This is a genomic window from Bacillus sp. FJAT-42376 (genome assembly GCF_003816055.1).
Lineage (GTDB): Bacteria > Bacillota > Bacilli > Bacillales > Bacillaceae > Metabacillus_B.
The window spans coordinates 3,773,517-3,796,140 of sequence record NZ_CP033906.1; the positions used below are offsets into that span (position 1 = coordinate 3,773,517).

General features: G+C 42.9%; 25 protein-coding genes and 1 pseudogene. 10 read left to right on the forward strand and 16 right to left on the reverse strand.

Annotated features, from left to right (window positions below; genetic code table 11):
* Positions 1-36 precede the first annotated feature (36 nt).
* Positions 37-1,044: a spore coat putative kinase YutH gene (gene yutH / locus CEF21_RS19015; protein WP_123919099.1), complete on the reverse strand. Its 1,008-nt coding sequence runs from the start codon at positions 1,042-1,044 to the stop codon at positions 37-39.
* Positions 1,045-1,225: 181 nt separating this feature from the next.
* Between yutH and CEF21_RS19020 the strand changes: the two genes are divergently transcribed.
* Entirely contained in the window at positions 1,226-1,723 is a 498-nt protein-coding gene (locus CEF21_RS19020) for a phosphatidylglycerophosphatase A family protein (protein WP_123919101.1), read from the forward strand.
* Positions 1,724-2,232: 509 nt separating this feature from the next.
* Here CEF21_RS19020 and CEF21_RS19025 read toward each other — a convergent pair.
* Genes CEF21_RS19025 through CEF21_RS19035 form a run of 3 tightly spaced genes read right to left on the reverse strand, consistent with a single transcriptional unit; the run spans position 2,233 to position 4,729 of the window.
* On the reverse strand, positions 2,233-3,003 hold the full coding sequence (locus CEF21_RS19025) for a TIGR01457 family HAD-type hydrolase (protein WP_123919103.1): 771 nt from the start codon (positions 3,001-3,003) through the stop codon (positions 2,233-2,235).
* Between the two features lie 22 nt (positions 3,004-3,025).
* Positions 3,026-3,463: a DUF86 domain-containing protein gene (locus CEF21_RS19030; protein ID WP_123919105.1), complete on the reverse strand. Its 438-nt coding sequence runs from the start codon at positions 3,461-3,463 to the stop codon at positions 3,026-3,028.
* Positions 3,464-3,478: 15 nt separating this feature from the next.
* Positions 3,479-4,729, reverse strand: a complete 1,251-nt coding sequence (locus CEF21_RS19035; protein ID WP_241156712.1) for an EAL domain-containing protein — start codon at positions 4,727-4,729, stop codon at positions 3,479-3,481.
* A gap of 210 nt (positions 4,730-4,939) precedes the next feature.
* On the opposite strand from CEF21_RS19035, the gene CEF21_RS19040 reads away from it, so the two are divergent.
* On the forward strand, positions 4,940-5,206 hold the full coding sequence (locus tag CEF21_RS19040; protein ID WP_123919109.1) for a DUF3055 domain-containing protein: 267 nt from the start codon (positions 4,940-4,942) through the stop codon (positions 5,204-5,206).
* 62 nt (positions 5,207-5,268) lie between these two features.
* Positions 5,269-5,538 carry a cytosolic protein gene (locus tag CEF21_RS19045; protein WP_123919111.1) on the forward strand — a complete coding sequence of 90 codons (270 nt, stop codon included), beginning with the start codon at positions 5,269-5,271 and terminating at the stop codon, positions 5,536-5,538.
* A 32-nt stretch (positions 5,539-5,570) separates the two neighbouring features.
* Here CEF21_RS19045 and CEF21_RS19050 read toward each other — a convergent pair whose 3' ends face one another.
* The gene (locus CEF21_RS19050) at positions 5,571-5,846 is read right to left on the reverse strand and encodes a YutD family protein (protein ID WP_123919113.1); all 276 of its coding nucleotides are present in this window, start codon (positions 5,844-5,846) and stop codon (positions 5,571-5,573) included.
* A 256-nt stretch (positions 5,847-6,102) separates the two neighbouring features.
* Here CEF21_RS19050 and CEF21_RS19055 point away from each other — a divergent pair, with 256 nt between their 5' ends.
* Positions 6,103-6,777: a YhcN/YlaJ family sporulation lipoprotein gene (locus CEF21_RS19055; protein WP_164462249.1), complete on the forward strand. Its 675-nt coding sequence runs from the start codon at positions 6,103-6,105 to the stop codon at positions 6,775-6,777.
* Between the two features lie 235 nt (positions 6,778-7,012).
* On the opposite strand, the gene lipA is transcribed toward CEF21_RS19055, so the two are convergent.
* Positions 7,013-7,909: a lipoyl synthase gene (lipA, locus tag CEF21_RS19060; protein ID WP_123919117.1), complete on the reverse strand. Its 897-nt coding sequence runs from the start codon at positions 7,907-7,909 to the stop codon at positions 7,013-7,015.
* Between the two features lie 260 nt (positions 7,910-8,169).
* On the opposite strand from lipA, the gene CEF21_RS19065 reads away from it, so the two are divergent.
* Positions 8,170-9,135, forward strand: a complete 966-nt coding sequence (locus tag CEF21_RS19065) for a M23 family metallopeptidase (RefSeq protein ID WP_123920413.1) — start codon at positions 8,170-8,172, stop codon at positions 9,133-9,135.
* Positions 9,136-9,158: 23 nt separating this feature from the next.
* On the opposite strand, the gene yunB is transcribed toward CEF21_RS19065, so the two are convergent.
* From yunB to CEF21_RS19090, 5 genes are all read right to left on the reverse strand, one after another.
* Positions 9,159-9,884 carry a sporulation protein YunB gene (gene yunB / locus CEF21_RS19070; protein WP_123919119.1) on the reverse strand — a complete coding sequence of 242 codons (726 nt, stop codon included), beginning with the start codon at positions 9,882-9,884 and terminating at the stop codon, positions 9,159-9,161.
* A 63-nt stretch (positions 9,885-9,947) separates the two neighbouring features.
* Positions 9,948-10,250, reverse strand: coding sequence for a YunC family protein (locus tag CEF21_RS19075; protein WP_123919121.1), 303 nt, complete (start codon positions 10,248-10,250; stop codon positions 9,948-9,950).
* A 59-nt stretch (positions 10,251-10,309) separates the two neighbouring features.
* Positions 10,310-11,707 (reverse strand): bifunctional metallophosphatase/5'-nucleotidase, encoded by a 1,398-nt coding sequence (locus tag CEF21_RS19080; protein WP_123919123.1) that lies wholly within the window; start codon positions 11,705-11,707, stop codon positions 10,310-10,312.
* Between the two features lie 24 nt (positions 11,708-11,731).
* Complete coding sequence (locus CEF21_RS19085; RefSeq protein ID WP_123919125.1) at positions 11,732-12,550, reverse strand: sulfite exporter TauE/SafE family protein; 819 nt, start codon at positions 12,548-12,550, stop codon at positions 11,732-11,734.
* Between the two features lie 21 nt (positions 12,551-12,571).
* On the reverse strand, positions 12,572-13,429 hold the full coding sequence (locus tag CEF21_RS19090) for a DUF72 domain-containing protein (protein ID WP_123919127.1): 858 nt from the start codon (positions 13,427-13,429) through the stop codon (positions 12,572-12,574).
* A 123-nt stretch (positions 13,430-13,552) separates the two neighbouring features.
* Here CEF21_RS19090 and CEF21_RS19095 point away from each other — a divergent pair, with 123 nt between their 5' ends.
* Positions 13,553-14,197 (forward strand): VC0807 family protein, encoded by a 645-nt coding sequence (locus tag CEF21_RS19095; protein ID WP_123919129.1) that lies wholly within the window; start codon positions 13,553-13,555, stop codon positions 14,195-14,197.
* 255 nt (positions 14,198-14,452) lie between these two features.
* On the opposite strand, the gene CEF21_RS19105 is transcribed toward CEF21_RS19095, so the two are convergent.
* Positions 14,453-14,797 (reverse strand): winged helix-turn-helix transcriptional regulator, encoded by a 345-nt coding sequence (locus CEF21_RS19105; RefSeq protein ID WP_123919134.1) that lies wholly within the window; start codon positions 14,795-14,797, stop codon positions 14,453-14,455.
* Between the two features lie 105 nt (positions 14,798-14,902).
* Here CEF21_RS19105 and CEF21_RS19110 point away from each other — a divergent pair, with 105 nt between their 5' ends.
* Positions 14,903-15,820 carry an arginase family protein gene (locus CEF21_RS19110; protein ID WP_123919136.1) on the forward strand — a complete coding sequence of 306 codons (918 nt, stop codon included), beginning with the start codon at positions 14,903-14,905 and terminating at the stop codon, positions 15,818-15,820.
* Positions 15,821-15,878: 58 nt separating this feature from the next.
* Here the strand turns inward: CEF21_RS19110 and CEF21_RS19115 are convergent, their stop codons facing one another.
* Positions 15,879-16,790, reverse strand: a complete 912-nt coding sequence (locus tag CEF21_RS19115) for a hypothetical protein (protein ID WP_123919138.1) — start codon at positions 16,788-16,790, stop codon at positions 15,879-15,881.
* 117 nt (positions 16,791-16,907) lie between these two features.
* Here CEF21_RS19115 and CEF21_RS19120 point away from each other — a divergent pair, with 117 nt between their 5' ends.
* Positions 16,908-17,108 (forward strand): hypothetical protein, encoded by a 201-nt coding sequence (locus CEF21_RS19120; RefSeq protein WP_123919140.1) that lies wholly within the window; start codon positions 16,908-16,910, stop codon positions 17,106-17,108.
* A gap of 5 nt (positions 17,109-17,113) precedes the next feature.
* Here the strand turns inward: CEF21_RS19120 and CEF21_RS19125 are convergent, their stop codons facing one another.
* Positions 17,114-17,605, reverse strand: a complete 492-nt coding sequence (locus CEF21_RS19125; protein WP_123919142.1) for a DinB family protein — start codon at positions 17,603-17,605, stop codon at positions 17,114-17,116.
* Positions 17,606-18,116: 511 nt separating this feature from the next.
* Complete coding sequence (locus CEF21_RS21430) at positions 18,117-18,266, reverse strand: hypothetical protein (protein WP_164462250.1); 150 nt, start codon at positions 18,264-18,266, stop codon at positions 18,117-18,119.
* A 651-nt stretch (positions 18,267-18,917) separates the two neighbouring features.
* On the opposite strand from CEF21_RS21430, the pseudogene CEF21_RS21980 reads away from it, so the two are divergent.
* Positions 18,918-19,757 (forward strand): annotated as a pseudogene (locus CEF21_RS21980) (helix-turn-helix domain-containing protein).
* Positions 19,758-19,898: 141 nt separating this feature from the next.
* Positions 19,899-20,864, forward strand: a complete 966-nt coding sequence (locus CEF21_RS19135) for a quinone oxidoreductase family protein (RefSeq protein WP_123919144.1) — start codon at positions 19,899-19,901, stop codon at positions 20,862-20,864.
* Positions 20,865-21,226: 362 nt separating this feature from the next.
* On the opposite strand, the gene sufB is transcribed toward CEF21_RS19135, so the two are convergent.
* Entirely contained in the window at positions 21,227-22,624 is a 1,398-nt protein-coding gene (sufB, locus tag CEF21_RS19140) for a Fe-S cluster assembly protein SufB (protein ID WP_123919146.1), read from the reverse strand.

Here is a 22,624-nt window from a genome sequence, read left to right on the forward strand (position 1 = left end):
CCCCGAATCTCATTTCAGAAACGGGGATTTACGGGATTAGCCAAGCCAGTGCAAAACAGGAAGCTGTATTTTTCTTGTCCTCATGGATAGCATGGCAGAATAAGAAGTAAGAAACTGCTCGTATTCAGCTGACCGGCTGAGAAGTTGCTGCAGTTTTTTCTCATAAAAAGGTTTTCCGGACTCAGACGATAAATAGTAATCCTCAATGCATTCAAAATAATGGATCGGGAAAAGCAAACGGCTGTAAATCAGCCGCCAGCCAAATGAAGAAATTGGGGCTGTGCGGTCATAGTCTTCGAGAAAGCTGCCGCCTTCACTTCTTAGCTGCTCTGGATTCTCAATAAATTCATACCGCAGATATTCGGCAAGATCCCTTGCAGCATGATCAAACACCCAATCTGTCGGAAGTTTCATTGGAAATTCCTTATTCCATACTTGTGAATGAAAACGGTTATGGCATATGGTAGCTGAATCAGACGCAAGCGGCTCATCATCGAGTTCCGTATCCACCAGATACTGAATCCCATTTTCCGCCATCCCCAGATAATAAGGAAAGGATTCAATAAACAGTTTCTCGAAATGATCCAGCGGGTGCGCCTGCACTTTCCCTCTCCAGAACGCCTCCAGCTGATCGAGCCTTCTTTCCCAGAGATTTTTCCATTCCCCAATCCGCTTTGTTTTGTCTGCCTGGTATGGATAGCTTCGGGCACGCTGATGGAACTGTGCTAATTCTCTGCCGGGTGATTGGCTTCTGGACATGAGTTTATCAGGGCATTTAAGAATCGCGTATCTTCTCCCGTCTTTTTCTGCCGATAAGGCCCCCTGCAGACTCGGCCAGAAGGAGGCTACGTATGGTTCTCTTTTTTCCTGTAAATACTGACTCATATAATAGAGCTCATACAGCTCCTGTTCGTCCATATGCTGCACAGGGACAATGATGCCAAGCGTGCTTTGCACACGAAAGGCGTCGCGGTTTCCTGCTTTAAACGTTCCGGGTACATGGATACCGAATTGTTCTTTTAAAAAATCTTTCAGCGGAATCATCTCCGTTTCAGGCAGTCTTTACCCTATCCTAATCCCGGGTCCTCCTGAATATGCTATTTTTAGCACTGAATGCTTACACCAATTTTCCGGGATTGTATAAAATAAGAATAAAACAAGGTGCCTTTTTAAGGCCCGGCTTCTGGAATAATCGAAAGATCCTAAACAAGATAGGAAGATGCGGATGGAGAAGCGGAGTATGAATGCTGTTGAAAAAAAAGCCAGACAGAAATTAAAAGACCGTGGTGTTAAAATAGAAGATATTGCAGAGCTCGTTTATTATTTGCAAAAAAAGTATCATCCTGATTTGCAAATGGCGGATTGTACGGCCAATGTAGAAAGAGTCCTTGCCAAAAGGGAAGTGCAGAATGCCCTCCTCACAGGAATTCAGCTGGATGAACTGGCCGAAAAGAAAATGCTGGAGGAGCCTTTGCAGGGCATCATTGAAACAGATGAGGGTTTATACGGTGTCGATGAAATTATGGCCTTTTCAATCGTAAATATATATGGTTCCATCGGATTTACAAACTATGGGTATATCGATAAAGAAAAACCGGGGATTTTAGCTTTTTTAAACGATAAATCCACTGGCATGTGCCATACGTTTCTCGATGATATCGTTGGCGCAATAGCGGCGGCAGCTTCCAGCAGACTTGCGCACCGTGCTGCCCATACAGAATAATGCGGCTGTCACCGGATCCTGATTAGAGATAATCATGAAAATAGAAGATGTTGGGGCAAAAGGTTTCTGGCTAATAAAAACGTTCAGTTAAACTTGGCTATTGGTTTCCATTGCAGGCGCTCGCTTTCCGCGGGGCGGGCGGTGAGCTTCCTCGCCGCTTTGCGCCTGCCGGGTCTCACCTGTCCCGCTGCTCCCGCAGGAGTCTCACGCCTTCCGCTTCAATCAACAAGGTTTAAAAAATCAACAACATGCTTTAATTGAGCGAATAAAAAAAACCGAACGATTATTTGAAACTCTGATATAGAGCTTCCTAATAGTTCGGTTTTATTGTTTTTCATTCTTTTTTCAAAGGAAATATTCGGCTTAAGGACAACAATTTAATTATGTCCCATCCTCTTTTTGTAAACATCGGTTCGTTTTACAGAATGGGTCAGCCTGATGGGAGCGGAAGCCAACATGAACAAAAAGAAAAAAAGGAAAAGCGTTAGGTTAACAGCCCCTGTATTCCCTTAAATATTTTCAAACCAATCCTCTAAAGAGTGCACAGCATAAGTTGGCTGAATTTCTACCTTTTCAAGATGCTCTTTAAGCGTCACTCCAGTATGAACAATAAGCGTGTCCATTCCTGTTCTGATCCCTGCCATAATGTCCGTAGCATAGTTATCACCCACCATCAGTACGTCCGATTTAGGGATTCCGAGAACTTCAAGGGCCTGTTCCATAATGATTGGCTCTGGTTTCCCTATAAACACTGGTTCCACTTGCGTTGAGACGGTAATGACCGAGGTAAGAGACCCGTTTCCCGGAAGAAGTCCCCGTTCGGTTGGGATGGCAATGTCTCCATTCGTTGAAATGAATGCTGCCCCATTTCTGACAGCCAGGCATGCTCCCGATAGCTTTTCATATGTAATCCCGCGATCGATTCCCACAACGACAAAATCGGCCGTTTCTCCGCCTTCGGTAAACCCTTTTTCTTCAAGTGCCTGCCGTATGCCCTCTTCTCCAATGACGAAGACAGATCCGCCCGGCTTTTTACCGTGCATATAATTAGCCGTTGCCTGGGAGGTTGTAAAAACCTGGGACGGACTGGCCGCAATATCAAACGCATTCAGCTTTTCAGCCACTTTTTCCGGTGTGGCGGAGGAGTTGTTTGTCACGAATAAATAAGGAATTCCCTTTTCATTTAAAAGCCTGACAAAATCGCCTGCTTCTTCAATTTTCTCTGTACCCTTATACATCGTACCATCTAGATCAATTAAGTAGCCTTTATAGGATTTCAAAGCTCATTCCTCCTGCTGAACATTAATTTTTAAAAGCTGACACAGGACCTAATTCATCAGAAAGATAGGTTCTAACTTTTGGAGGAAATGCCTTCAGCACCTCAAAATGCGTGTTCATTAAGATTTCAAGCTGCTTTGTATCAGCAGATATATACTCCTGGATTAAAGACTTCCGGAAAAAGACAAGTTCTTTTAAACCGGCTTCATCTTCTTTCTCAATTACTTTTTCATCCAGTAAAATGTCGATAATGTCTTCGTAGCTTCCCGGGTCCCTCATGATAAAACCATCAATCAGTGCATTGCCTGTATCAAGAATGCATTCCATTATTAAATGGCCAAGTCTTTGGAGAGCAAGCTTCTCCATTTTTGTTTCAAAAGAATTGGTTTCAGAAAAAAAGCCCAGGAGTTCATCCATTAATTTCAGTGTTTCTTCTATTTTTTCCCGGTCCACAAAATACATGCAGTCATCCCCTTTTTAAAAAGCTACCCGTTCTTTTTGAAGCAATCCAGGCTTGGCATAAAAATACCCCTGGGCTAAGTCTACCCGATTTCTTGTCAGCACATCAGCTTCTTCTTTCTTTTCTATCCCTTCAGCCACAACGAGTGATCCCGTTTCCCTCGCAATTAGGAGAAGTCCTTTCAGCATGGACTCTTTAACCCGGTTTGTATCAATATTTTCAATAACGGACCGGTCAATTTTGATGATATCCGGAAGAACTTCGCTAATCGTATGAAGGCTCGCATAACCTGCTCCTGTATCATCCACCGCAATGCGGATTCCGAGATCTCTTAACGCCATGATGTTGGACTTAAAGAAAGCCATTCCTTCAATGGAATCCCGCTCTGTAATCTCCAGAATGATGTTTTGCGGACTGACACCCGGATGTCTTTCGAATGCCTTTTTTACGGAAGATACAAACCGTTTGTTTCCGAGTGTAAGCGGAGTAAAATTTATATAAATGTCTTCTTTTGTTTTACTCTCTTTAACGAGAAGCATAGCTTTTTCCAAGATCAGCATTTCAAGATCATAGACCATGTTCGTCTGTCTGGCGACAGAAAAAAGCTGAAGCGGATTTTCAAGAGGCGTGCCTTCAGGGCCTCTCGTTAATATTTCCCACGCTTTCACCTCATTGGTTTCCAGCTGAATAATCGGCTGGGCGAGAAGCCGTATGTCTTGCTTTTGAATAATTTCTCTCATATTCAGCAGCGTATCAATGTACTTGGAGTGGATTCGTTTTTCAGCCATTTCCGCTGCTTGCTGCTGAGCTTTTAAGATCGCCTGGTGAGTAGAACTGTTCTCTCTTTCGACAAACATATAGCCTGACTCGCTTGTAAAATGAAGGTAAGGATATTCTGCTGACAGAAAGCTTTGAAGCTTTTTAATAAAATAAGCGATGAATTGCTCAATATGGGGCACGCTTTGTCTGTTCTCATCAATTTTCAAGAAAACGGTCAAGCCTTTATTATTATAATCATGCACAACAAGTATATCATTCTGAAAGTCAGACGTCTCCAGTATGAATTTTGCCTCTTTCTTAAAGTTCAGGCAAAATTCTTTTTCCTGGGATGCTTCAAGCTGATTCATCAGTTCCTTCATATTGGTAAACTGAATGACAATTCCGGCTACCTTTTTCCCTTCCGATACAGCGCGATAGACCCCTTCAAGAAGAGGGTTTCTTAAGATAAATTGAGGAGGGAAGTATTTTAAATACGTATATGGAAGCAAAATTTTGCTCCACTTCATAATACGCTTAGCATTTATAGTACAAAATTCACAGAACATCGTCTCAACCCTTCTGGTTTCGCACCTCTATATAATCCTATTTTACCATATAGAAAGGAAAATCGAGTTTTTGATTAAGGTTTTTATGCTTTTATCAAGAAAATTCTTCTTATTTGGTATAATTTTACGAAAAGACACGGCTAAGGAGAGGAAATAATGGAGCGATTCTATTTATATGATGAAGTGGATCAAACGAAAACGAGGTTTGTAAGCTTTACAGGAGAGCATCAGCGCTTTGATCTGGCTTTGCTTCACACAAACCGGTACTTCGGGAAAGTGATCGTGCTGAATCTTCAGAGCAGCAGGTTTGCCATCATTGGAGAAGACGATCTCAATGAACCAGGCTATCTCGAACATGCTTTCCAGCTCTCAGAGGAAGAAGCGGCAGAGCTTAGAGAATTTCTGTACGAAACCGTTTAATGAATGGGATAGGCACCAGCAGACCACACTAATGTAAACTGAAGATGGGCTGGTGAAACGAAATGGATGACCTTCAAAACGAAGAATACCGGGATTTTTCCAATGTAGAAGCCATGAGAAATTATGTGACACCTGAAATAACTCCTGAAGGCCCGTATGGTGCTCCGAGGGGGAAAGATGAGCCAGTCGAGAATAAAAGCACCCCATGGACAAAAGGACAGCGTTATTACAGCGCTTTCAATTATGAAAATAAAGATCTTCATCAGGAACTGCCGCGGCGGGATCCGGGCGCCCATCCTACCCATGATGATCCTGACAGAAATGAGCAGTAAAAAAGAGCTTTCGCAAAGATGCGAAGCTCTTTTTATTTGCGGATCTTCTTTAAAACAAAATACGCACAGCCGAAATTACAGTATTCATAAAGATATTCATCCAGTGTACTGATTTTTGTATCATAAGAGGCCTTCTGGTTCTGATCCTCAAAAAAGCCTTTTAGGCGCAGCTGGCCGTAGCCCCAGTCCCCAACGATATAATCGTATTTATTTAAGATGTCTGAGTACCGTGCTTTAAACGCTTCTTCGTTAAAGCCGTCTCGTTCATCCCGGAAAAGCTCATAATGAATATTTTGTACGGTTACCAATGGACAGCGCTCCTTACAGCGGACGTTTATTTCCTTTATCATATCGGATTTTTGCTTCTCCATCAATTACTAGGGAAAATTTACTGAAAACAGGCAATGTTAGAAAGGGAAGTGACATTTCCTTCAGCAGGTTTTCTGATGTCAGGATTTTGGAACAGAACACGGTTTTGCAAAGACTGTTTAAGGTCTTCAGCAGCCAGGTGAACCACATGCATTTAAAATGTATGCGTGGTACGAAAAACAGGAGGTCAAATCAATGAAACGATTCAGAGCATTGTTCATCGCTGCCACGTTTCTTTCTGCTCCTGCCTGTCAAAAGGCAGAAGAAGGGCAAAATCTCACAGATCAAAATGGCAGTACCATTAACGTGAATGAAAAGACAGACATGTACAAAAAAACGAGCAGCGAGAGCAAGAAAGAACAAAGAACAGAGAATTACGGTTTTGTCCGGCATAAAAAAAGCAGCCTTACGGACAATGGACAACAAACCGAGTTTTACGGAATTAACAGGAAAGAGCTTGCGGATACGATCAGCGGATTAGCGGTTCAGCTTCCAGGCATTGAAGAGGCGGCTGCTCTTGTAACAGATGAAGAAGTACTTATTGCTTATAGGGGCAGCGGGAAAAATAGAAATGAAATGGCGGATATGGTCAGTAAAACAGCCATTTCAGTTGTTCCGCGTTATTACCATGTCTACATTTCCGATCAGCCCGCTTACTTTGATCAGCTTCAATCCTACAGCAAGATGGATGCTCAAAGCCCGGATGCGGATGCGATTATTTCCAAATTGATCCGCCAGATGCTGAACGATTCTCCTCAGGGCAAAAGCCTGAATAAAGGAGAAAATGCCAACGGGGAAGGCTACGGGGAGAAGAATGAAAAAATGGACGAGGATATGAAAGATTCTTATGAAAAGACGCGCTACAAATAAGAGGTCCTGTTAAAACAGGCCTAATCAAAAGAGTCTGTGGGGAATATTAGAATGATTTAGCCTAATTTCCGCCCCTGGGTTTTTAGGCGGTTGAACCTCATCCCACAATCCCGAGTGCGGGTCTTTGCCCCGCTGCTTTAGGCAGGAGTTCGCCTTTCCGCTTCAATCAGCCTGGCTTATCCGTAAACGAAAAAAGGAAACGCCTGGAATGCGTCTCCTTTTTTTCTTTAAACAGTTATGCATTTGCCTGGCGTTTTTTGGAAGCTTCATTTACCTGCTCATCCGCATGATAAGAAGAACGGACCATAGGACCCGCTTCACAGTGACTGAAGCCTTTGCTCATTGCAATTTCCTTTAGTTCTGCAAACTCATCGGGATGGTAATACTTTTGGACTTTCAAATGCTTTTTAGACGGCTGCAGATACTGGCCGATCGTCATAATGTCTACATGATTCGCACGCAGATCATCCATCGTTTGAAGAATTTCCTCTTTCGTTTCGCCGAGCCCTACCATTAGAGAGCTTTTCGTTGGAATATCAGGCTGCAGTTCTTTTGAACGGCGAAGCAGTTCAAGTGAGCGGTCATATTTCGCCCGGGCACGTACTCTTGGAGTCAGACGCTCAACCGTCTCGATATTGTGGTTTAAAATATCCGGACGGGCATCCATTAATGTTTTAAGGTTTTCATAAGATCCGCCCATATCGGATGGAAGTACTTCGACTGTTGTGAATGGACTTTTTCTGCGGATCGCCCGCACCGTTTCAGCAAATACCTGGGAGCCGCCATCTTTCAGATCATCCCTTGCAACGGCTGTTACAACCGCATGCTTCAGATTCATCAGAGCGACAGAATCTGCCACGCGTTCCGGCTCTTGAAGATCAAGCTCCGTTGGAAGGCCTGTTTTAACTGCACAAAACCGGCATGCACGGGTACAAACGGATCCAAGAATCATGAAGGTCGCTGTGCGTCTGACCGCCCAGCATTCATGAATATTTGGACATTTTGCTTCCTCACAGACTGTATGAAGGTTTTTTTCCCTCATTAATTTCTTTAAGCCTGTGTAGTTTTCGTTCGTATTCAATTTTATTTTTAACCATTCCGGTTTACGCAAATGTTCCTCTTGTTTTGCCAAAAAAATCATCTCCAGTATGTAGTCTCGTGAGTGAAAGAACTAAATGAAAACGTCACCACTAACGGGTAATCACCCTGCGCAAGATTTTTTCCTACAACCTCCACTTTAACATAGAAAAGGATTTAAGGACAAGAAAAAGGAAGGGGCTCGCTATTACTAACATTTACTACTAATGAAATTCCTGCTTCGTTTAAAACTAAGCCTATTAAAGAAGAGTTGAAAGGAGGCTCCTTATATTGCGTTCTTTATTAATCGCCGTCATGCTGTTTCTATTTTGCTTTCCGCCTCAAGCATCCGCAAAAGGCATGGACGGGGAGACAGCTGAAAATGCTAAACGAATGGCGCTGTTTAAAAAAATCGGAAAACAAACTCACATCTCCTGGGAACTTCTGGCCGCCGCAGACCTATTTGAGAGAAATGTAAGGCTTTCAAGAAGGGATCTTCCGAAACAGACCGGATTAATCGGGATATATATTTTACCTGAGCGCTGGAGCGGACCTTTAAATACCGCCGCCTCAGACCGCAGCCCGGAACGCATCCGCCTTTTCGGAGGTATAGGAAAAGATGGAAACGGAGATGGACTTGCAGATCCGGCAAACGATGAAGATGTTCTATACTCCTATGCCTCCTTCCTTTCTAATTATGGAAACGGCTTTGAAAACACGAAAATCGGCTTGTGGGATTATTATCAGCGTGATAAATCAGTCGGTATGATTCTTGGATATATGAAAATTATTAATAAGGCTGGCCATTTGAATTTAAGCGGCCGGTCATTCCCGGTTCCTCTCCGCTATAATTACAGTTACCGCAGTACGTGGGGAGATGCCCGCGGCTGGGGCGGCAGACGAATTCATGAAGGAACCGATGTTTTTGCCGATTATGGAGTCCCTGTGCTGTCTACTTCGTACGGAATTGTTGAGATGAAGGGCTGGAACCGCTTTGGAGGCTGGAGAGTCGGTATCCGGGACGTCCGGAACACCTATCATTACTATGGACATCTTAACGGATTCGCAAAAGGGCTGAGAGAAGGCATGGTGGTTAAGCCGGGGCAGGTCATCGGTTCTGTTGGCAGCTCCGGATACGGGCCGCCGGGAACGGCCGGGAAATTCCCTCCTCACTTGCATTACGGGATGTATAAAGATAATGGACGAACCGAATATTCCTTCGATCCCTATCCTTACCTGAGGATTTGGGAACGGGCCGATAAAAAGAAGAAAACCCAATAAAAAGAGCGCCGGCGGCGCTCTTTTTATTTCAGTTCAATTGCAGGAGGCTGTCCCCCTCCCCCATTATAATAATCCGGAACATCTCCGCTGAAAGTTTTGATATCCACCGGAATATTAGCTGAAACGGTTGTGCTTTTACTGGAAAAGGGGATAATCACCCTGAGATTCACTTTTACATCAATGATGACTTTAATCAGTGCGTTATTGATTCCGAAAGGTTCGGCCGTAATTTTTGAATCGGTCAGGGCATGGCCAACCATTTCAAAGCGCACCGGAATTTTGGGACCGACACTGCCGAGCAGAACGTTTCCGGTTGTTTGCCCAAGCGGGATTTCATAAATAAAATTTTCTTTCGAATCCTGCAGCTCCGGAATATTCAGAACGGCTAAGTTCCCCTTTTCTGCCAAAATAAGATTTCTTTGAATATGATCGGTGAAACTCGCCATCATTTTCCTGACTCCTGCTGCATTGAAATCAGTGAGTTTTCCCTTTTCATCCACGTTTTCTTGAACAAGACGGCTTGTATCTCCTTCTTCCTCCAGCTCTTTTTTCAGAGCATCATTTATAATCAGCGATGCAATTTTTTGTGTTTCCGTTTCCGCAATACTCATCAGGACCGGCTGAATCTCTTTATTCACGATATACAGTCCTGCTGCAGTAGAAAAAACAAAAAAAATAAAAGACAGCAGCAGCACATATCGGAAAGGCATAACTCCTTTTCCCGGGAGACGTCTTTGAAATTTAGCCAAAAAAATACCCCCTTTACATGCTAAATGTATGCACGCAAAAGAGGATGTACGCTATAAATTTCACTAAATCATCAGCAGAAGGGCATCCCTTCCTGACATTCCGGTATGAATGCCGCGATTCTTCGCTTCATACGTAACGGATTCAAGCGGAGCATCCAATAGCTGGTCGATGGTCCGGACACCGACCGCTCTTGCTGCCACAATTTCACGATCCTTAAGCTGACTATTTAATAAGGCTACATCCAGTGCACCGCAGGCAATATAGCCCTTGTCGCTGGAAATCGCCATGAAGCTGGTTTTTGGCAGCTGAACCGTCACGGCTGTGAACATATGACCGGCTATCACAATGGGGGAAATGGTCACCATTATTCCACACTCCTTCCTCCTATCAGCTTATGTGCCGAAAAGGATGAAATGAACGGGAATCAATTTTTGGCGCTGTTTTTATTAGAAAGTGACCATTCCAGCAAATCCCGCAGGAACTCCGGCATGAAATACTCTTTCTTTTCGGATTGCCCGATTACGGGATAAAGAGGACCAAGCGTAAACATGTCCGCTGTAGCGATCCTGTATGTCCTTTCAGAATCAAGAGGCAGCCCGTTTATCTTAACCGGCGGAATATATGCTTCATCAGCGGATTTTTCCTCAGCAACTTCAATCCCGTCATACAGCATTTTGCCCATAACCGTTCCCCTGAACCCAAGACCCTTCAGCTTCAGCTGTTCCATCTCTGCTGTGGATGCCTGCCTGATCACCTCAAGCAGCTGATCTCCTTTCAGCTCGACTATACAAGGGTTGATTGGATGAGGACATATCCGGTGAAGATCCTGCTTCGTGACCGGTCCCTCAGGCAGTGATTCAAGAAGCATGCCCGCATTGATCATGGAGGCTTCTCCGTCACACCATGTTCTTAAGGCTTTAGCCAGAAGGGCGCCAAAATCTGAGTCTTCAAACCAGCTGATTTTCAATTCTTTATCAAGTTCAGCAATGGGATCGGATAGCAAGGCAAGGCTTTCTTCCAAATGAAGAGCGAGCTTCCGCTCATCCTCCTTGTTTTCCCCCTCCGCTGTCATCGACCGGACCGAGGCCGTCTGACGGATAATTTCTTTCGTCTTTTCATCATATTGAATTTCAACCCGGCCGGTATACATTCCGTATTTTCCCGCTCCGCACAGCAGTGTATCATTGATCCATTTCCCATGCTCCAGCAAATGATGGGTATGCGCTCCTAAAATCAGGTGTAATTCCGGAAATTCCTCTGCAAGCCTTTCATCATCATACAGCCCCAAGTGAGAAAGAACGACAAGAAAATCGGCTTCCCCCGCCGCTTTTGGAAGCACCTCTCTCAGGCTTTCAAACGGATCCTGAATCAGCCAGTCCAATTTTTCGTAAAATGGTTTGTAGCTTACCGTTACACCGAGAATCCCTATTTTAAAGCCATCCGGTAAGGTAAGGATTTTATATGGCTCGGCCCAGTCCGGCCGCTCCCCGTTTTTCCTGTAAAGATTCGAGAGGATGACAGGAAAGGCTGCATTCTTGTAAAGCGTGTTCAGTTTATCATGTGGAAGCGTGATGCCTTCATTGTTTCCGATGGTTGCCGCATCATAATGCAGCTCATTCATCATTTCCACGTTTTTTTCCCCATAGGATGCTTCACTAATCGGATGAAACCTGTCTACATGGTCACCGATATCAAATAAAAAGCTCTGTTCCTGTTCTTTTTCATTCAGCTGCCTGCTGCGTTTCACATAGTGCGCGATTTTTGGCCAGTTTTCAAAATGGCTGTGAAGATCATTTGTATGGTAGATGTGCAGCTTCCTCATTGACGTTCCACTCCTTCAGCAGCCTTAGCTGATTCCTTGATAGATTAAGCGGATTCCCACTAGAACGAGAACCAGCCTAAGCAAAATCATAATGGTTTTGCTCTCCAGTTTATTGTTAATGTAGGCTCCAAGCTTTCCTCCTGCATAAGCGCCGGGAATAAGGGCTATGGCATAAAGCCAGTTTACGTTTCCCATAGCCGCATGAATGCCGGAGCTTGTGATGGATGACAGAAAAATAATAAACATTGAGGTTCCAATCGCTACATGCGGCGGGAACATGAACAGCATGACCATCACAGGAACCATAAGAGAGCCCCCGCCAATTCCGAACAGCCCCCCTAAAAATCCTACTGCAAAGGCAATAAGAATTCCCGCAAGAGGCTGATACGAATAAGTTATGACTGAGCCATCCGGCTGAGTATAAGTCCGCTGAATTCCTTTCGCAGCTTTCATTCCCGGCAGAGGAGCAGCACGTTCTTTAAACATAAGCACAATGGCCATGGCAATCATAAAAAGACCGAACCAGACGGAAAAAGAATCATCCGTAAACATCCTGTTTACCCAGGAGCCAGCGAGACTCCCGGGGCCGCTTCCAATAAAGAAAATCCAGCCGCTTTTGTAATCGACTCTTTTATATTTCATATAAGCAAGGGTGGAGGACAGGCCCGTAAAAATCAAAACAAATAACGATGTACCTACCGCTTCCTGGGGAGTGATTTCCGCCGGCAAAATACCTGACAGAAAAAGAAGAGCCGGCACGATGATAATGCCGCCGCCAAGCCCTACTATACTTCCAAGCGTTCCCGCGAATAAACCCAGTAAGATTAAAATGAACCATTCCATCAAAAATTCCTTCTCTCTTCCTTATTCAAAATCAAGCAGGCTCATCTGCCTTGGTGCAAGATTCTTGTATGTAACACCTAAAAGCTCAATCAGTTCCAAAGCATTTCCGGCCGCATCTCCTCCGGAATTATTATTAAACACCACAAAAAGCTCCTTCGTTTTGCTGCTCAGGTCTTTCAGCGCCTTCCCCCATTCTTCAAGTTCCGCCGTACTGTATTTATATAAGTATCGGACCTCTCTCCATTCCTGATCGCTGCCCGTTTTATTCCAGCCATGAACATTCCTGCCGTGAAAGCGGACGAGCGTTTTTTGCGGATTGGCTATTTCAAGTACAGCGGGAATGGAACTCATTCCTGCCTGAGGTTCGTCACATACACTGTGAATCCAATTCTCTTCCCTCATAAACAGCAAGGTCTTGTCCCTGACTGCCGGCTCGAACCACGTTTGATTCCTGAATTCAAGGGCACATGGGATTTCTTCCATCTGCTGCCTGCACCAGCGCAGGTAGTCGACATTTTCCTTTTTACAGTCGAACCATGGGGGGAATTGAAAGAGAACCATCGCCATCTTCCCCTCCTCGATCAAGGGAGACAAAGAAAGCTTAAACGCTTCAAACATCTCGGATTTTGTTTCAAAAGGAATCTCTCCCCGTTCATGGCCCGTCATTCCCTGATAGGCTTTAACGATGAACTGAAAATTCCCGGGCGTTTCATCAGCCCACTTCTTCATATTCCGTTCAGGCTGAACCGCATAAAAGCTCGCATCCAATTCAACTACCGGAAAATAGGCACTGTATTCTTTTAACTTGTCACCTGTCCGAACGGAGTCCGGATATAGGGAGTCATGATCTCCCCAGCCTGTCAGCCCGATCTGAATCAAATGCGATCTCTCCTCCCCAGCCATTCTTATAATTCCTTATTATATCAAATGATGGCTTCATCAAAAAATTTGAGAATTCATGGAGTAAGAACATGTTATACTAGGGGAAATAGGAGGATGAAAATGAAAAAACACCTGATTATATCAGATATTCTCTTTTATTTAGTATTGCCGTATGTCATCTGGGAATATGGGAAAGCTCCGCTTGGTGATTACTGGGCCATGCTGCTGTCTACTGTCCCCGGAATTATTTATACCGTCTATCGATTTTTTGCAGAAAAGCAATTCAATGTGACTGGCCTTTTTATCATGGCTTCACTCAGCATTAACACAATCATCGACCTGCTCTCCCAGAACGCTGAACGCATGCAGCAAAATAACGTCTGGGTATCTGTCGGATTCGGGCTCTTCTGGATCGCCACCATTCTTATAAAAAAGCCGTTTGGCCTTTATTTAATGGCGGATATCGCTTATTTGCAGGGACAAAAACGGGAAGACAGCCTGAAGCTGTACAAGCAGCCTAAATTGCTGCCGCTCTTTTACCTGGTCAGCTTCGTGTTCGCTATGCAAAATCTGCTGAATGCTGCTTTAAGAGCGTTTCTGCTCAACCAGTATGGGATTGCCCAGTATGATAAGATTCTATTTTATATGAAAATATACGGCTGGGTATTTACGGTGATTCTTATGATCACATTTGTATTTGTGGGAATGAAGATTAATGAGGCTTCTCCGGATGATTCGGATGACAGGAATCAATCGATTGTATAAGCAAAGCTTACTTTTCCGGTAGCATGTTATTGATTTTTTAATCCCTGTTGATTGAACCGGAAGGTGTAAGACTCCCTCTTAAAGCAGCGGGACAGGTTAGACCCCGCAGTCGCGAGGAGGCGCACCGCCCGCCCAAGGATAAGCGAACGACTGCAGCGGAAATCAACAACTAAGTTTAACAGAGATTAAAATTAAAAAAGCACCCCGGGATCACTCATTCAGTGTTCACGGGGTGCTTTTTTGCCTCATGTTTATTTAAAGACCGGGTCTGTTTTTCACTCCCCACTCACACAGTTCTTCTAATACTGGCAGCAGCGTCTCCGCTTTTTTGGAAAGACTGTATTCTACTTTAGGAGGGATTTGAGGATATTCTTTGCGGTGGATGAGACCATCTGCCTCCAGCTCCTTAAGATGTGAGCTTAACGTTTTGTAAGTAATCGTCCCGATTTGATTTTTTAATTCATTAAACCGAACAACCCCGTTTTCAGCAAGGAGATAAAGGATAACCATTTTCCACTTTCCGCCGATCACAGATATTGTATAGCCAAAAGGCGTATCCTGAATATGCTTTACTTTCCCCCTATACTCAGTCATCCCCATCCTAATCACTATCCTTTCTGATAGTATCTATCCATTAAGTGCGTACTTTTCTTTATTTTCGTACAGTGTAATCTAGACTTAATCGAAAGTAAAGGAGAGAGGAAAATGGACAAAAAAACAATTCGGCTTCTTATGCCGCAGTGGCAGGGCGGGAACAATCCTAATTATTCTTTTGGAGCAGAGCTGCTGGCATGGCTTGCCCCTGATCATGGCCAGCCCCTTATAGAGGTACCGGTTCAAGCCTATGGAGGCATCCCTCTGGAAAATGAAAACGGTGTCTATGGGAGAACTCAGCTGCTGGAACAATTAAAGGCTGCCCGCCATCTTATCAGTGCCCATCAGCCGGACCGCATTGTCATGTTTGGAGGAGATTGTTTAGTGGAGCAAGCTCCGTTTGCCTACCTGAATGAACGATACAGCGGGGATCTCGGATTGCTATGGATTGACGCCCACTCTGACTTGATGAGAATTCCCGGCTATGATTATGGTCATACTCTTCCCCTTGGAAATCTCCTCGGGGAGGGCGAAAAGGAGTTTGCAAGCTTCGTAACCACTCCCTTTAAACCTGAAAACGTCTTTATCGCAGGCCTGGCCGAACCTGCGCAGCAAGAAGCGGAAATCATCTCCAAGACGCTTGAGGAAAAAGGAATTGCGATACCGGATGATACGGAACTGGTAAACAGACTGGGGATCCGAACCGCGGGAGCTAAAGAGATTGCGGAAAGCATGGATTCGGTAAAATCATGGATAAAAGAGAGCGGCATTAAGTACCTGGCCATCCACCTTGACCTGGATGTGCTTGATCCGGCTGCCTTCCGTTCATTATTATTTGCCAATCCGGAAGCACCCTATCTTTATTCTCCTAAGGGAACGATGCAGATCCCCCGTCTCCTTGAATTAATGAACCTGGCGTCCAAGGAAGCAGAGGTTGTCGGATTAGGAATCACGGAGCATATGCCATGGGATGCTATTACATTGAAAAGCATGCTTAACTCGTTCCCATTGTTAGCGGATCCGATCTGATTGTTTGGCACAGGCAAGTAAGAAGAGTCCGCTGCTGCGGACTCTTCACTTGTTCACCTTATCTGAATGGATTGACCACATACTTCTTACTAAAGGTTCCCAGGCCGTCAAAATAGGCATCAGTCAGAGCTGCGGGATCCAATGCCATTGCTCCCCTTTCCTGGCTGTCATCCGAGTCATCCCACCCCCACGGAGCATTGGCTGCGTTATCTTTTCCGTTATCTCCTGCAAACGTTCCAAATGACGCGTACGTTTCACTGCTGCTTCGGCGTTCCCATAGTCCGCCCGGCTCTGTTACGGCAATCAGTTTATAGAAGGCATTTCGGTCATTTCCGCCGGAGGGTACGGTTCCTTCTGCAGCCGGTCTGTAAATCACTCCGTCATCGCCAGGGAATTCCTTCCCGTTCCATGCTTTCAGACCATGGCCTTTCGATTCCTGGAACGTTGCTGGTCTGCCATCCGACATCAGGATAGAACCGTCAATATTCTCTTCCCCGTTCGTGAGCGGGCTTCCAGCCGGTACAAATGAGTAAAAATGATTGTGTGCAACGGTAACCATTCCTTCAAGGATGCCTGTGGGGCTTCCATTTTTTCTGACAATCATCATGGCGCCTTCCATATCATTTTCATGAGTGTCCAGCCCGAAATCAGGATAGTCTGTCCAGTCTCTTGGATGATAAAAGCTGTAAATGATAAACCAGTGCGTTTCTGTCTCAGATACAGAATAGTAGGCACTCCCTTTTAGCCTGGCGGGATCCTTGGCCTGATTCTCCCAATTATTGCGCATGTTCCAGTCCCCGTCATAATTAGCGGCAGTCAGATAGTCAGCATCGTAATCGGTGCTGTCCGTATCCTGATAATGAACAGGTGCCCACTTCGTTGCAAGGTCCAGTTCGGATGCGTTCGCATGTCCTAATGCAAGAAAAGCAGCAATAAGTGAAATTAATATAGCTCCAGCGGTTTTCTTCACGGTTCATCTCCTCCTGATCTGTTATCCTTATAACCATAGCAAGGTTTTGTTAAGGCTGGATTACAGATTTTTGAAGGTTGGTAAATGAGCCGATAGACTTAGTGAGGGAGTCAGCAAATGCTTTCGGGAAGTCAGCAAATGCTTTCGGGAAGTCAGCAATTAATTGAAAAAAGTCAGCAATTAATTGAAAAAAATCAGCAATTAATTGAAAAAAATCAGCAATTATTCTTTGCAAGTCAGCAATTATTCAAAGAAGTCCGCCTTTCACCGCTCCGGTCTCCTTTAACTCAAGTCCTCTGCTTTAACCTGAATGAATAATCGGATTATCCTTCGACAGCATCCGTTTGCCAGCTGTTTTGGAGCTTACGGATAAAAATGATCTGTCCGATGTGATATGCATTATGTGTTGCTGCATTTCCAAGTATCTCCCACCATTTCGCAGGTACCGGAAATCCATTTACTTCACTTTCAACCTTCTCTTCCGATAATAGAACTTGCCATTTCAGCAAAACTTCCAAAAGACGCTCCTTTAAGTGGTTAAAGTTTTCATTTTCCGGAATGACAAAGCTCTTATTGTTATCACCTATAGATGGAACAGCCTTAACATTTGATTTTTCATACCTTGTTTGCCATGTTTCGTTCCAGTAAAGCAGATGCTGAACAATTTCAGCAATGCTATTACAATCTTCGTTTGGCTTCCAAAACGCATCTTCTTCTGAAAGATTTGCAACCGAATCAAAAAATGGAAGATACCAGCTGGGATCATTAGCATTAGCTAATAATTGATCGGATAATAAGGCTTTTGCATGGACCATGCTTTTCACACTCCTGATAAAGGTTCTTGAATCCAAAAATATATATAAATCCAAAATCATTCGATCTTTAGCTACATCACTAGTTCTCTTTAATAACGGCTTTCTCCTTCCTATGAAATGATGACATTAAGTCAGTTTGAAACTTACACTGATCATTTCGAGTTAGTTTCTTACCGCGTCTAATAAATATTAATGGCTTTAACCATACTCTATGTTCAACAAGTCTGATGCTTTTCTTGAGTAACATTCCGATGATAGTCATTTTCAGCAATGGCCCCCGAGCAGCGGGACATGGGAGACCCAGCAGGCGCAAAGAGGCAAGGAGGCTCACCTCCCGCCCAAAAATAAGGGAACACCTGCTAACTGCAATCAACAGACAAGTTTAGCAGAGCTGAAAAATAAAAAGCACTTATCTAATTACAGATATGCACCCGATTGCAGAAAATATTGAAAGAAATTTCGAATAAAAAAAACATAGGGAGAATTGAATCTTCCTATGCTGTCATTTCTATTATTTCTCTGTTTGTTTTTGCTTCTTTTTCAAATACTCCGCACGTATTTTTTCAAGTTGCTTTTTTTTATCAAATTTGGCAGGCGTGTTTTTTTCATGAAACTTTGTCACAGCTACCTGACTTTTGTGATCCAATTGATATTTCCCCACTTTGTTCACCTACTTTTCTTATCTTTAAAGCGAATCTATTCACCAAATATAATATACCTTATTTTACTGAACTAAACCTTATCACTTTATTCATGTCTGCTAACTTTGCATATATCAGTAAAAACATTAGAAACTTAGTTTAATTCATCTTTTTTTTAAAATTTATCCAAGGTTATTATTCCTCCTAATGTAAGAGATTTGGCTAAGCCTTTAATTAAAGAAAACGAAATTTAAAAAGCAAAAAAAATTCGAGTTGGTGCAAAGTTGGCACGACACTGATTTACAAAAAAAAACCCTTGGTATATGACTAATATACGAAGGCTTCTTGTAATTTATCCGAAGGAGCCTTTCATCTCGACTATCATTTAACGAAAACAGTACCTTAGGACAACAAATCAATGTTTATGCGGTTTAGAGTATATGATTGTTAAAGTTCTTTTTCATTTTTTCGGGAAAACGATATTAAATATGGTTTCATAAATAATAACAAAAGAGCACAGCGCGTATAAGTAGTGCTACCAACACTCTTATACCTTCCGCCTACTCCGAATATATACCCTCAGATGTAGTTTATTACATTCCACTAAGGGTTTCTTCGCAACGGTTTGCTTACACAGGGCCGTTGCTTTTTTGTTTCCAATGGGAGACAACATGATGAAAAAACGTATCGATGTGATTGCTAATGAAGAAGCATTTTACAACCTTCCCTCTTTTACCGAGGTTGAGAATTTTAACCGTTCCATTCGCTAATATAGAGATACAATAAATGCAGCTGTTAAACGCTCAGATGTAAAAACTAGACTAATTGTATTGCTGGAACTCCTGTACAAGCAAATCGGTGTGAGCTATATGTGCAAGAATACAATCGCCAAAAAGATGGAGCTTGCATACAAAACCGTTCAGCGTCTGGTAAAGAAATTAGAAGACCTGGGCATGATCCGCCAGGTAGCCATGGAGAGAAAGAATGATATGCTGCAGACAGCTAATGCCATCATCATTCAACCTCTAAGAGAAGAACTGTCCGACAAGACACCGGCCAATATGTCCGAGAAGTGTCCTACCAATAAAACAAATACTCTTCCCTTAAAACAATAGATTGATAATAAACGTAACAACGCCTCAATTTTAAATCATGTGGATATTGCTGTGGAATACCATTTTTCCAAATCTAGTTTTGTAGCCCCTTGGATACAGTAAAGTTTGCTAGCTTAAAAAGCTCATTTTTTTGAATACTGAGGTTATTCAGTAGTTTTGGAAAGTGGTAAGGCAGTGTAATCGAGTGATTGACTTCTGCAGAAATGAGAGAGCATTCATTCCTGCTCAGGAACTTCGTATTGGAATTATGGCTATTAAAGAATATGTTTTGAAGGTTAAGAAAGAAACTGAGATGAAAAAGGGGAAATTTGCTTATTTTAACGGCATTGTAAACAACTTTTGGACAAGCTTTACTTTGACCAAGATTTCACCCCGGCATATATAACATTGATCTGACAGCTGCTCTACTCTTTTGTTTACAAGCTGTTTAGCTGTTTAACTAATAAGATAAACTTATAAACTCCAATCGAATTAACCTAATTTTCCAGCAAATAAAAATGTGGTAGTCTAAAAATGATATGAAAGGGAGGAAAAAACATGAAAGCTATAATTCAAAATGAATTTGGTGATGCTAGTGTTCTTACCTACTCAGATGTTGATTTGCCTTTAATAGGGGAAAATGAAGTTTTGATAAAAGTGGCTTATACAAGTGTTAATTATGCAGATATAAAAAAACGTAATGGAAATAAAGGAAAAGGTAACTTTCCTTTAACCCTTGGATTGGATGTTTCAGGGACAATTGAAGAGGTTTCCCCTAAATCTAACTTTTCAAAAGGAGATCGGATTATAGCCTTCCCGAAATCTGGTTCCTATGCAGAGTATGTTGTAGCAAATGAGCAATTGGTATTTAAAATTCCAGATAATCTACCCTTTGAACAAGCCGCATCAATGCCAACAGTTTCTATTTTATCTTATATGCTTCTCTATGATATAGGCCAAGTAAAAAAAACGGATACGATTGTAATACATAGTGCAGCAGGAGGCGTAGGCTCAATGCTCGTACAATTAGCAAAATTAGCTGGGGTGCAAAAAATTATAGGTACTGTTGGGAATCCTAATAAAGAAAATTATGTAAAATCATTAGGAGCTAATATTGTCTGTACCTACGATACATTTGTTGAGGAAGTATTAAAGGAAACAAATAATTTTGGAGCTAATGTTATTTTTGATTCAGTTGCTGGGGATCTATCCGGTAAAAGTATTGAATGCTTAGGACTATATGGGACACTTGTTCAATTTGGCAATAGCAGTGGAAAAGCAGGTAACTTTAAAACCAGCGATGTCCATAGTAGTTGTAGAAACATTAAAGGTTTTAGCTTAGGAACGACGAGGAAACACTGTCCAGAACGATTAGCACCTGTGGCAGAAAAAGTTTTAGAAATGTTTGCTTCTAAAAAATTGACACTTCCTATTGCTCGACTCTTTAATTTATCTGAAGTAAATCTTGCTCACCAATTAATTGAAAGCCGTAATTATGAAGGGAAAGTATTAATTAAAGTATAAAGGATAGAAGACCGCTAGGGCCTTGAACTATTTCCGTTTTGAAGGGTGTAACAACTAAATATTATGTAAATACCGTATCATACAGCATACTATTTTGCATTAGAATGGGTAAGCTTTTATTGATTTATAAGGGCTTAATTGTAACTCCCATTCATATCGGATCTTAATAGCAATTAATTAAGAAAGTACGCAATCAAAGTCAGTAATTAATTGAAAAAACAGTAATCGATTGATTACCAAGGCCATATTTACACGTTCTGACAGATTTATTCTGCATTTAAGTTCTGTTTCTCCTATTTCAGCTTTGGAAATTAAATTCCAGACATAAAAAACCCCCCGGTTTAATACCGGGGGTTCATTTATTATCCGATGGAACCTTCCATCTCAAACTTGATCAGGCGGTTCATTTCAACGGCATATTCCATTGGAAGTTCTTTTGTAAATGGCTCGATGAAGCCCATTACGATCATTTCTGTTGCTTCTTCTTCAGAAATACCGCGGCTCATGAGATAGAACAATTGCTCTTCCGATACTTTTGAAACTTTCGCTTCATGCTCCAATGAGATGTTGTCATTTAAGATCTCATTATAAGGAATTGTATCGGAGGTTGATTTGTTATCCATGATGAGTGTATCACACTCAATGTTGGAACGTGCGCCTTCAGCTTTACGGCCGAAGTGAACGATTCCGCGGTATGTTACTTTACCGCCTTGCTTGGAAATAGACTTCGACACGATGGTAGAAGACGTATTCGGTGCAAGGTGAATCATTTTCGCACCTGCATCCTGGTGCTGGCCTTTTCCTGCAAGGGCAATGGAAAGAGTCATTCCGCGGGCGCCTTCGCCTTTTAGGACAACTGCCGGGTATTTCATTGTCAGCTTGGAGCCGATATTCCCGTCAATCCATTCCATTGTTGCCTGCGCGTCACATACCGCACGCTTCGTTACCAGGTTGAACACGTTGTTCGCCCAGTTTTGAATCGTTGTATAACGGCAGTAGCCGCCTTTTTTTACAATGATTTCAACAACGGCACTGTGAAGAGAGTTCGTTGTATAAACCGGAGCTGTACAGCCTTCTACGTAATGAACATGTGCACCTTCATCCACGATGATCAAAGTACGTTCGAACTGCCCCATGTTCTCAGAGTTAATACGGAAGTATGCTTGAAGCGGAGTATCCACTTTCACGCCTTTTGGTACATAGATGAAGGATCCGCCGGACCAAACCGCAGAGTTTAGCGCTGCGAACTTGTTGTCTGTCGGAGGAATCACTTTGCCCCAGTGCTCGCGGAAAATATCTTCATTTTCACGAAGTGCGCTGTCCGTGTCCTTGAACACGATACCCATGTCTTCCAAGTCTTCCTTCATGTTGTGATAAACTACTTCGGATTCGTACTGGGCAGAAACACCGGCAAGATATTTTTGCTCTGCTTCCGGAATTCCAAGTTTGTCAAACGTGCGTTTGATTTCTTCAGGAACTTCATCCCATGAACGCTCGGATTTTTCAGATGGTTTTACGTAGTACGTAATTTCATCAAAGTTTAAAGCATTCAAATCTCCGCCCCATTGAGGCATCGGCATATTATAAAAATGTTCAAGTGATTTCAAACGGAAATCGAGCATCCACTGAGGCTCATTTTTCATGCGCGAAATTTCTTCTACGATTTCTTTCGTTAATCCGCGCTTTGAACGGAATATGGAGACGTCTTTATCAGAAAAGCCGTACTTGTAATCCCCAATATCAGGCATTTTTTTAGCCAT

Excerpts from the sequence above, each read along its gene's own strand:
- CEF21_RS19055 (WP_164462249.1), top strand. The coding sequence starts at position 6,103 with ATGAAACGATTCAGAGCATTGTTCATCGCTGCCACGTTTCTTTCTGCT.
- CEF21_RS19065 (WP_123920413.1), top strand. The coding sequence starts at position 8,170 with ATGCTGTTTCTATTTTGCTTTCCGCCTCAAGCATCCGCAAAAGGCATG.
- CEF21_RS19125 (WP_123919142.1), bottom strand. The coding sequence starts at position 17,605 with ATGGTCCATGCAAAAGCCTTATTATCCGATCAATTATTAGCTAATGCT.
- CEF21_RS19020 (WP_123919101.1), top strand. The coding sequence starts at position 1,226 with ATGGAGAAGCGGAGTATGAATGCTGTTGAAAAAAAAGCCAGACAGAAA.
- CEF21_RS19085 (WP_123919125.1), bottom strand. The coding sequence starts at position 12,550 with ATGGAATGGTTCATTTTAATCTTACTGGGTTTATTCGCGGGAACGCTT.
- CEF21_RS19095 (WP_123919129.1), top strand. The coding sequence starts at position 13,553 with ATGAAAAAACACCTGATTATATCAGATATTCTCTTTTATTTAGTATTG.
- CEF21_RS19135 (WP_123919144.1), top strand. The coding sequence starts at position 19,899 with ATGAAAGCTATAATTCAAAATGAATTTGGTGATGCTAGTGTTCTTACC.
- sufB (WP_123919146.1), bottom strand. The coding sequence starts at position 22,624 with ATGGCTAAAAAAATGCCTGATATTGGGGATTACAAGTACGGCTTTTCT.
- yutH (WP_123919099.1), bottom strand. The coding sequence starts at position 1,044 with ATGATTCCGCTGAAAGATTTTTTAAAAGAACAATTCGGTATCCATGTA.
- CEF21_RS19120 (WP_123919140.1), top strand. The coding sequence starts at position 16,908 with ATGCTTTCGGGAAGTCAGCAAATGCTTTCGGGAAGTCAGCAATTAATT.
- CEF21_RS19045 (WP_123919111.1), top strand. The coding sequence starts at position 5,269 with ATGGATGACCTTCAAAACGAAGAATACCGGGATTTTTCCAATGTAGAA.
- CEF21_RS19030 (WP_123919105.1), bottom strand. The coding sequence starts at position 3,463 with ATGTATTTTGTGGACCGGGAAAAAATAGAAGAAACACTGAAATTAATG.
- CEF21_RS19110 (WP_123919136.1), top strand. The coding sequence starts at position 14,903 with ATGGACAAAAAAACAATTCGGCTTCTTATGCCGCAGTGGCAGGGCGGG.
- CEF21_RS19080 (WP_123919123.1), bottom strand. The coding sequence starts at position 11,707 with ATGAGGAAGCTGCACATCTACCATACAAATGATCTTCACAGCCATTTT.
- CEF21_RS19075 (WP_123919121.1), bottom strand. The coding sequence starts at position 10,250 with ATGGTGACCATTTCCCCCATTGTGATAGCCGGTCATATGTTCACAGCC.
- CEF21_RS19105 (WP_123919134.1), bottom strand. The coding sequence starts at position 14,797 with ATGGGGATGACTGAGTATAGGGGGAAAGTAAAGCATATTCAGGATACG.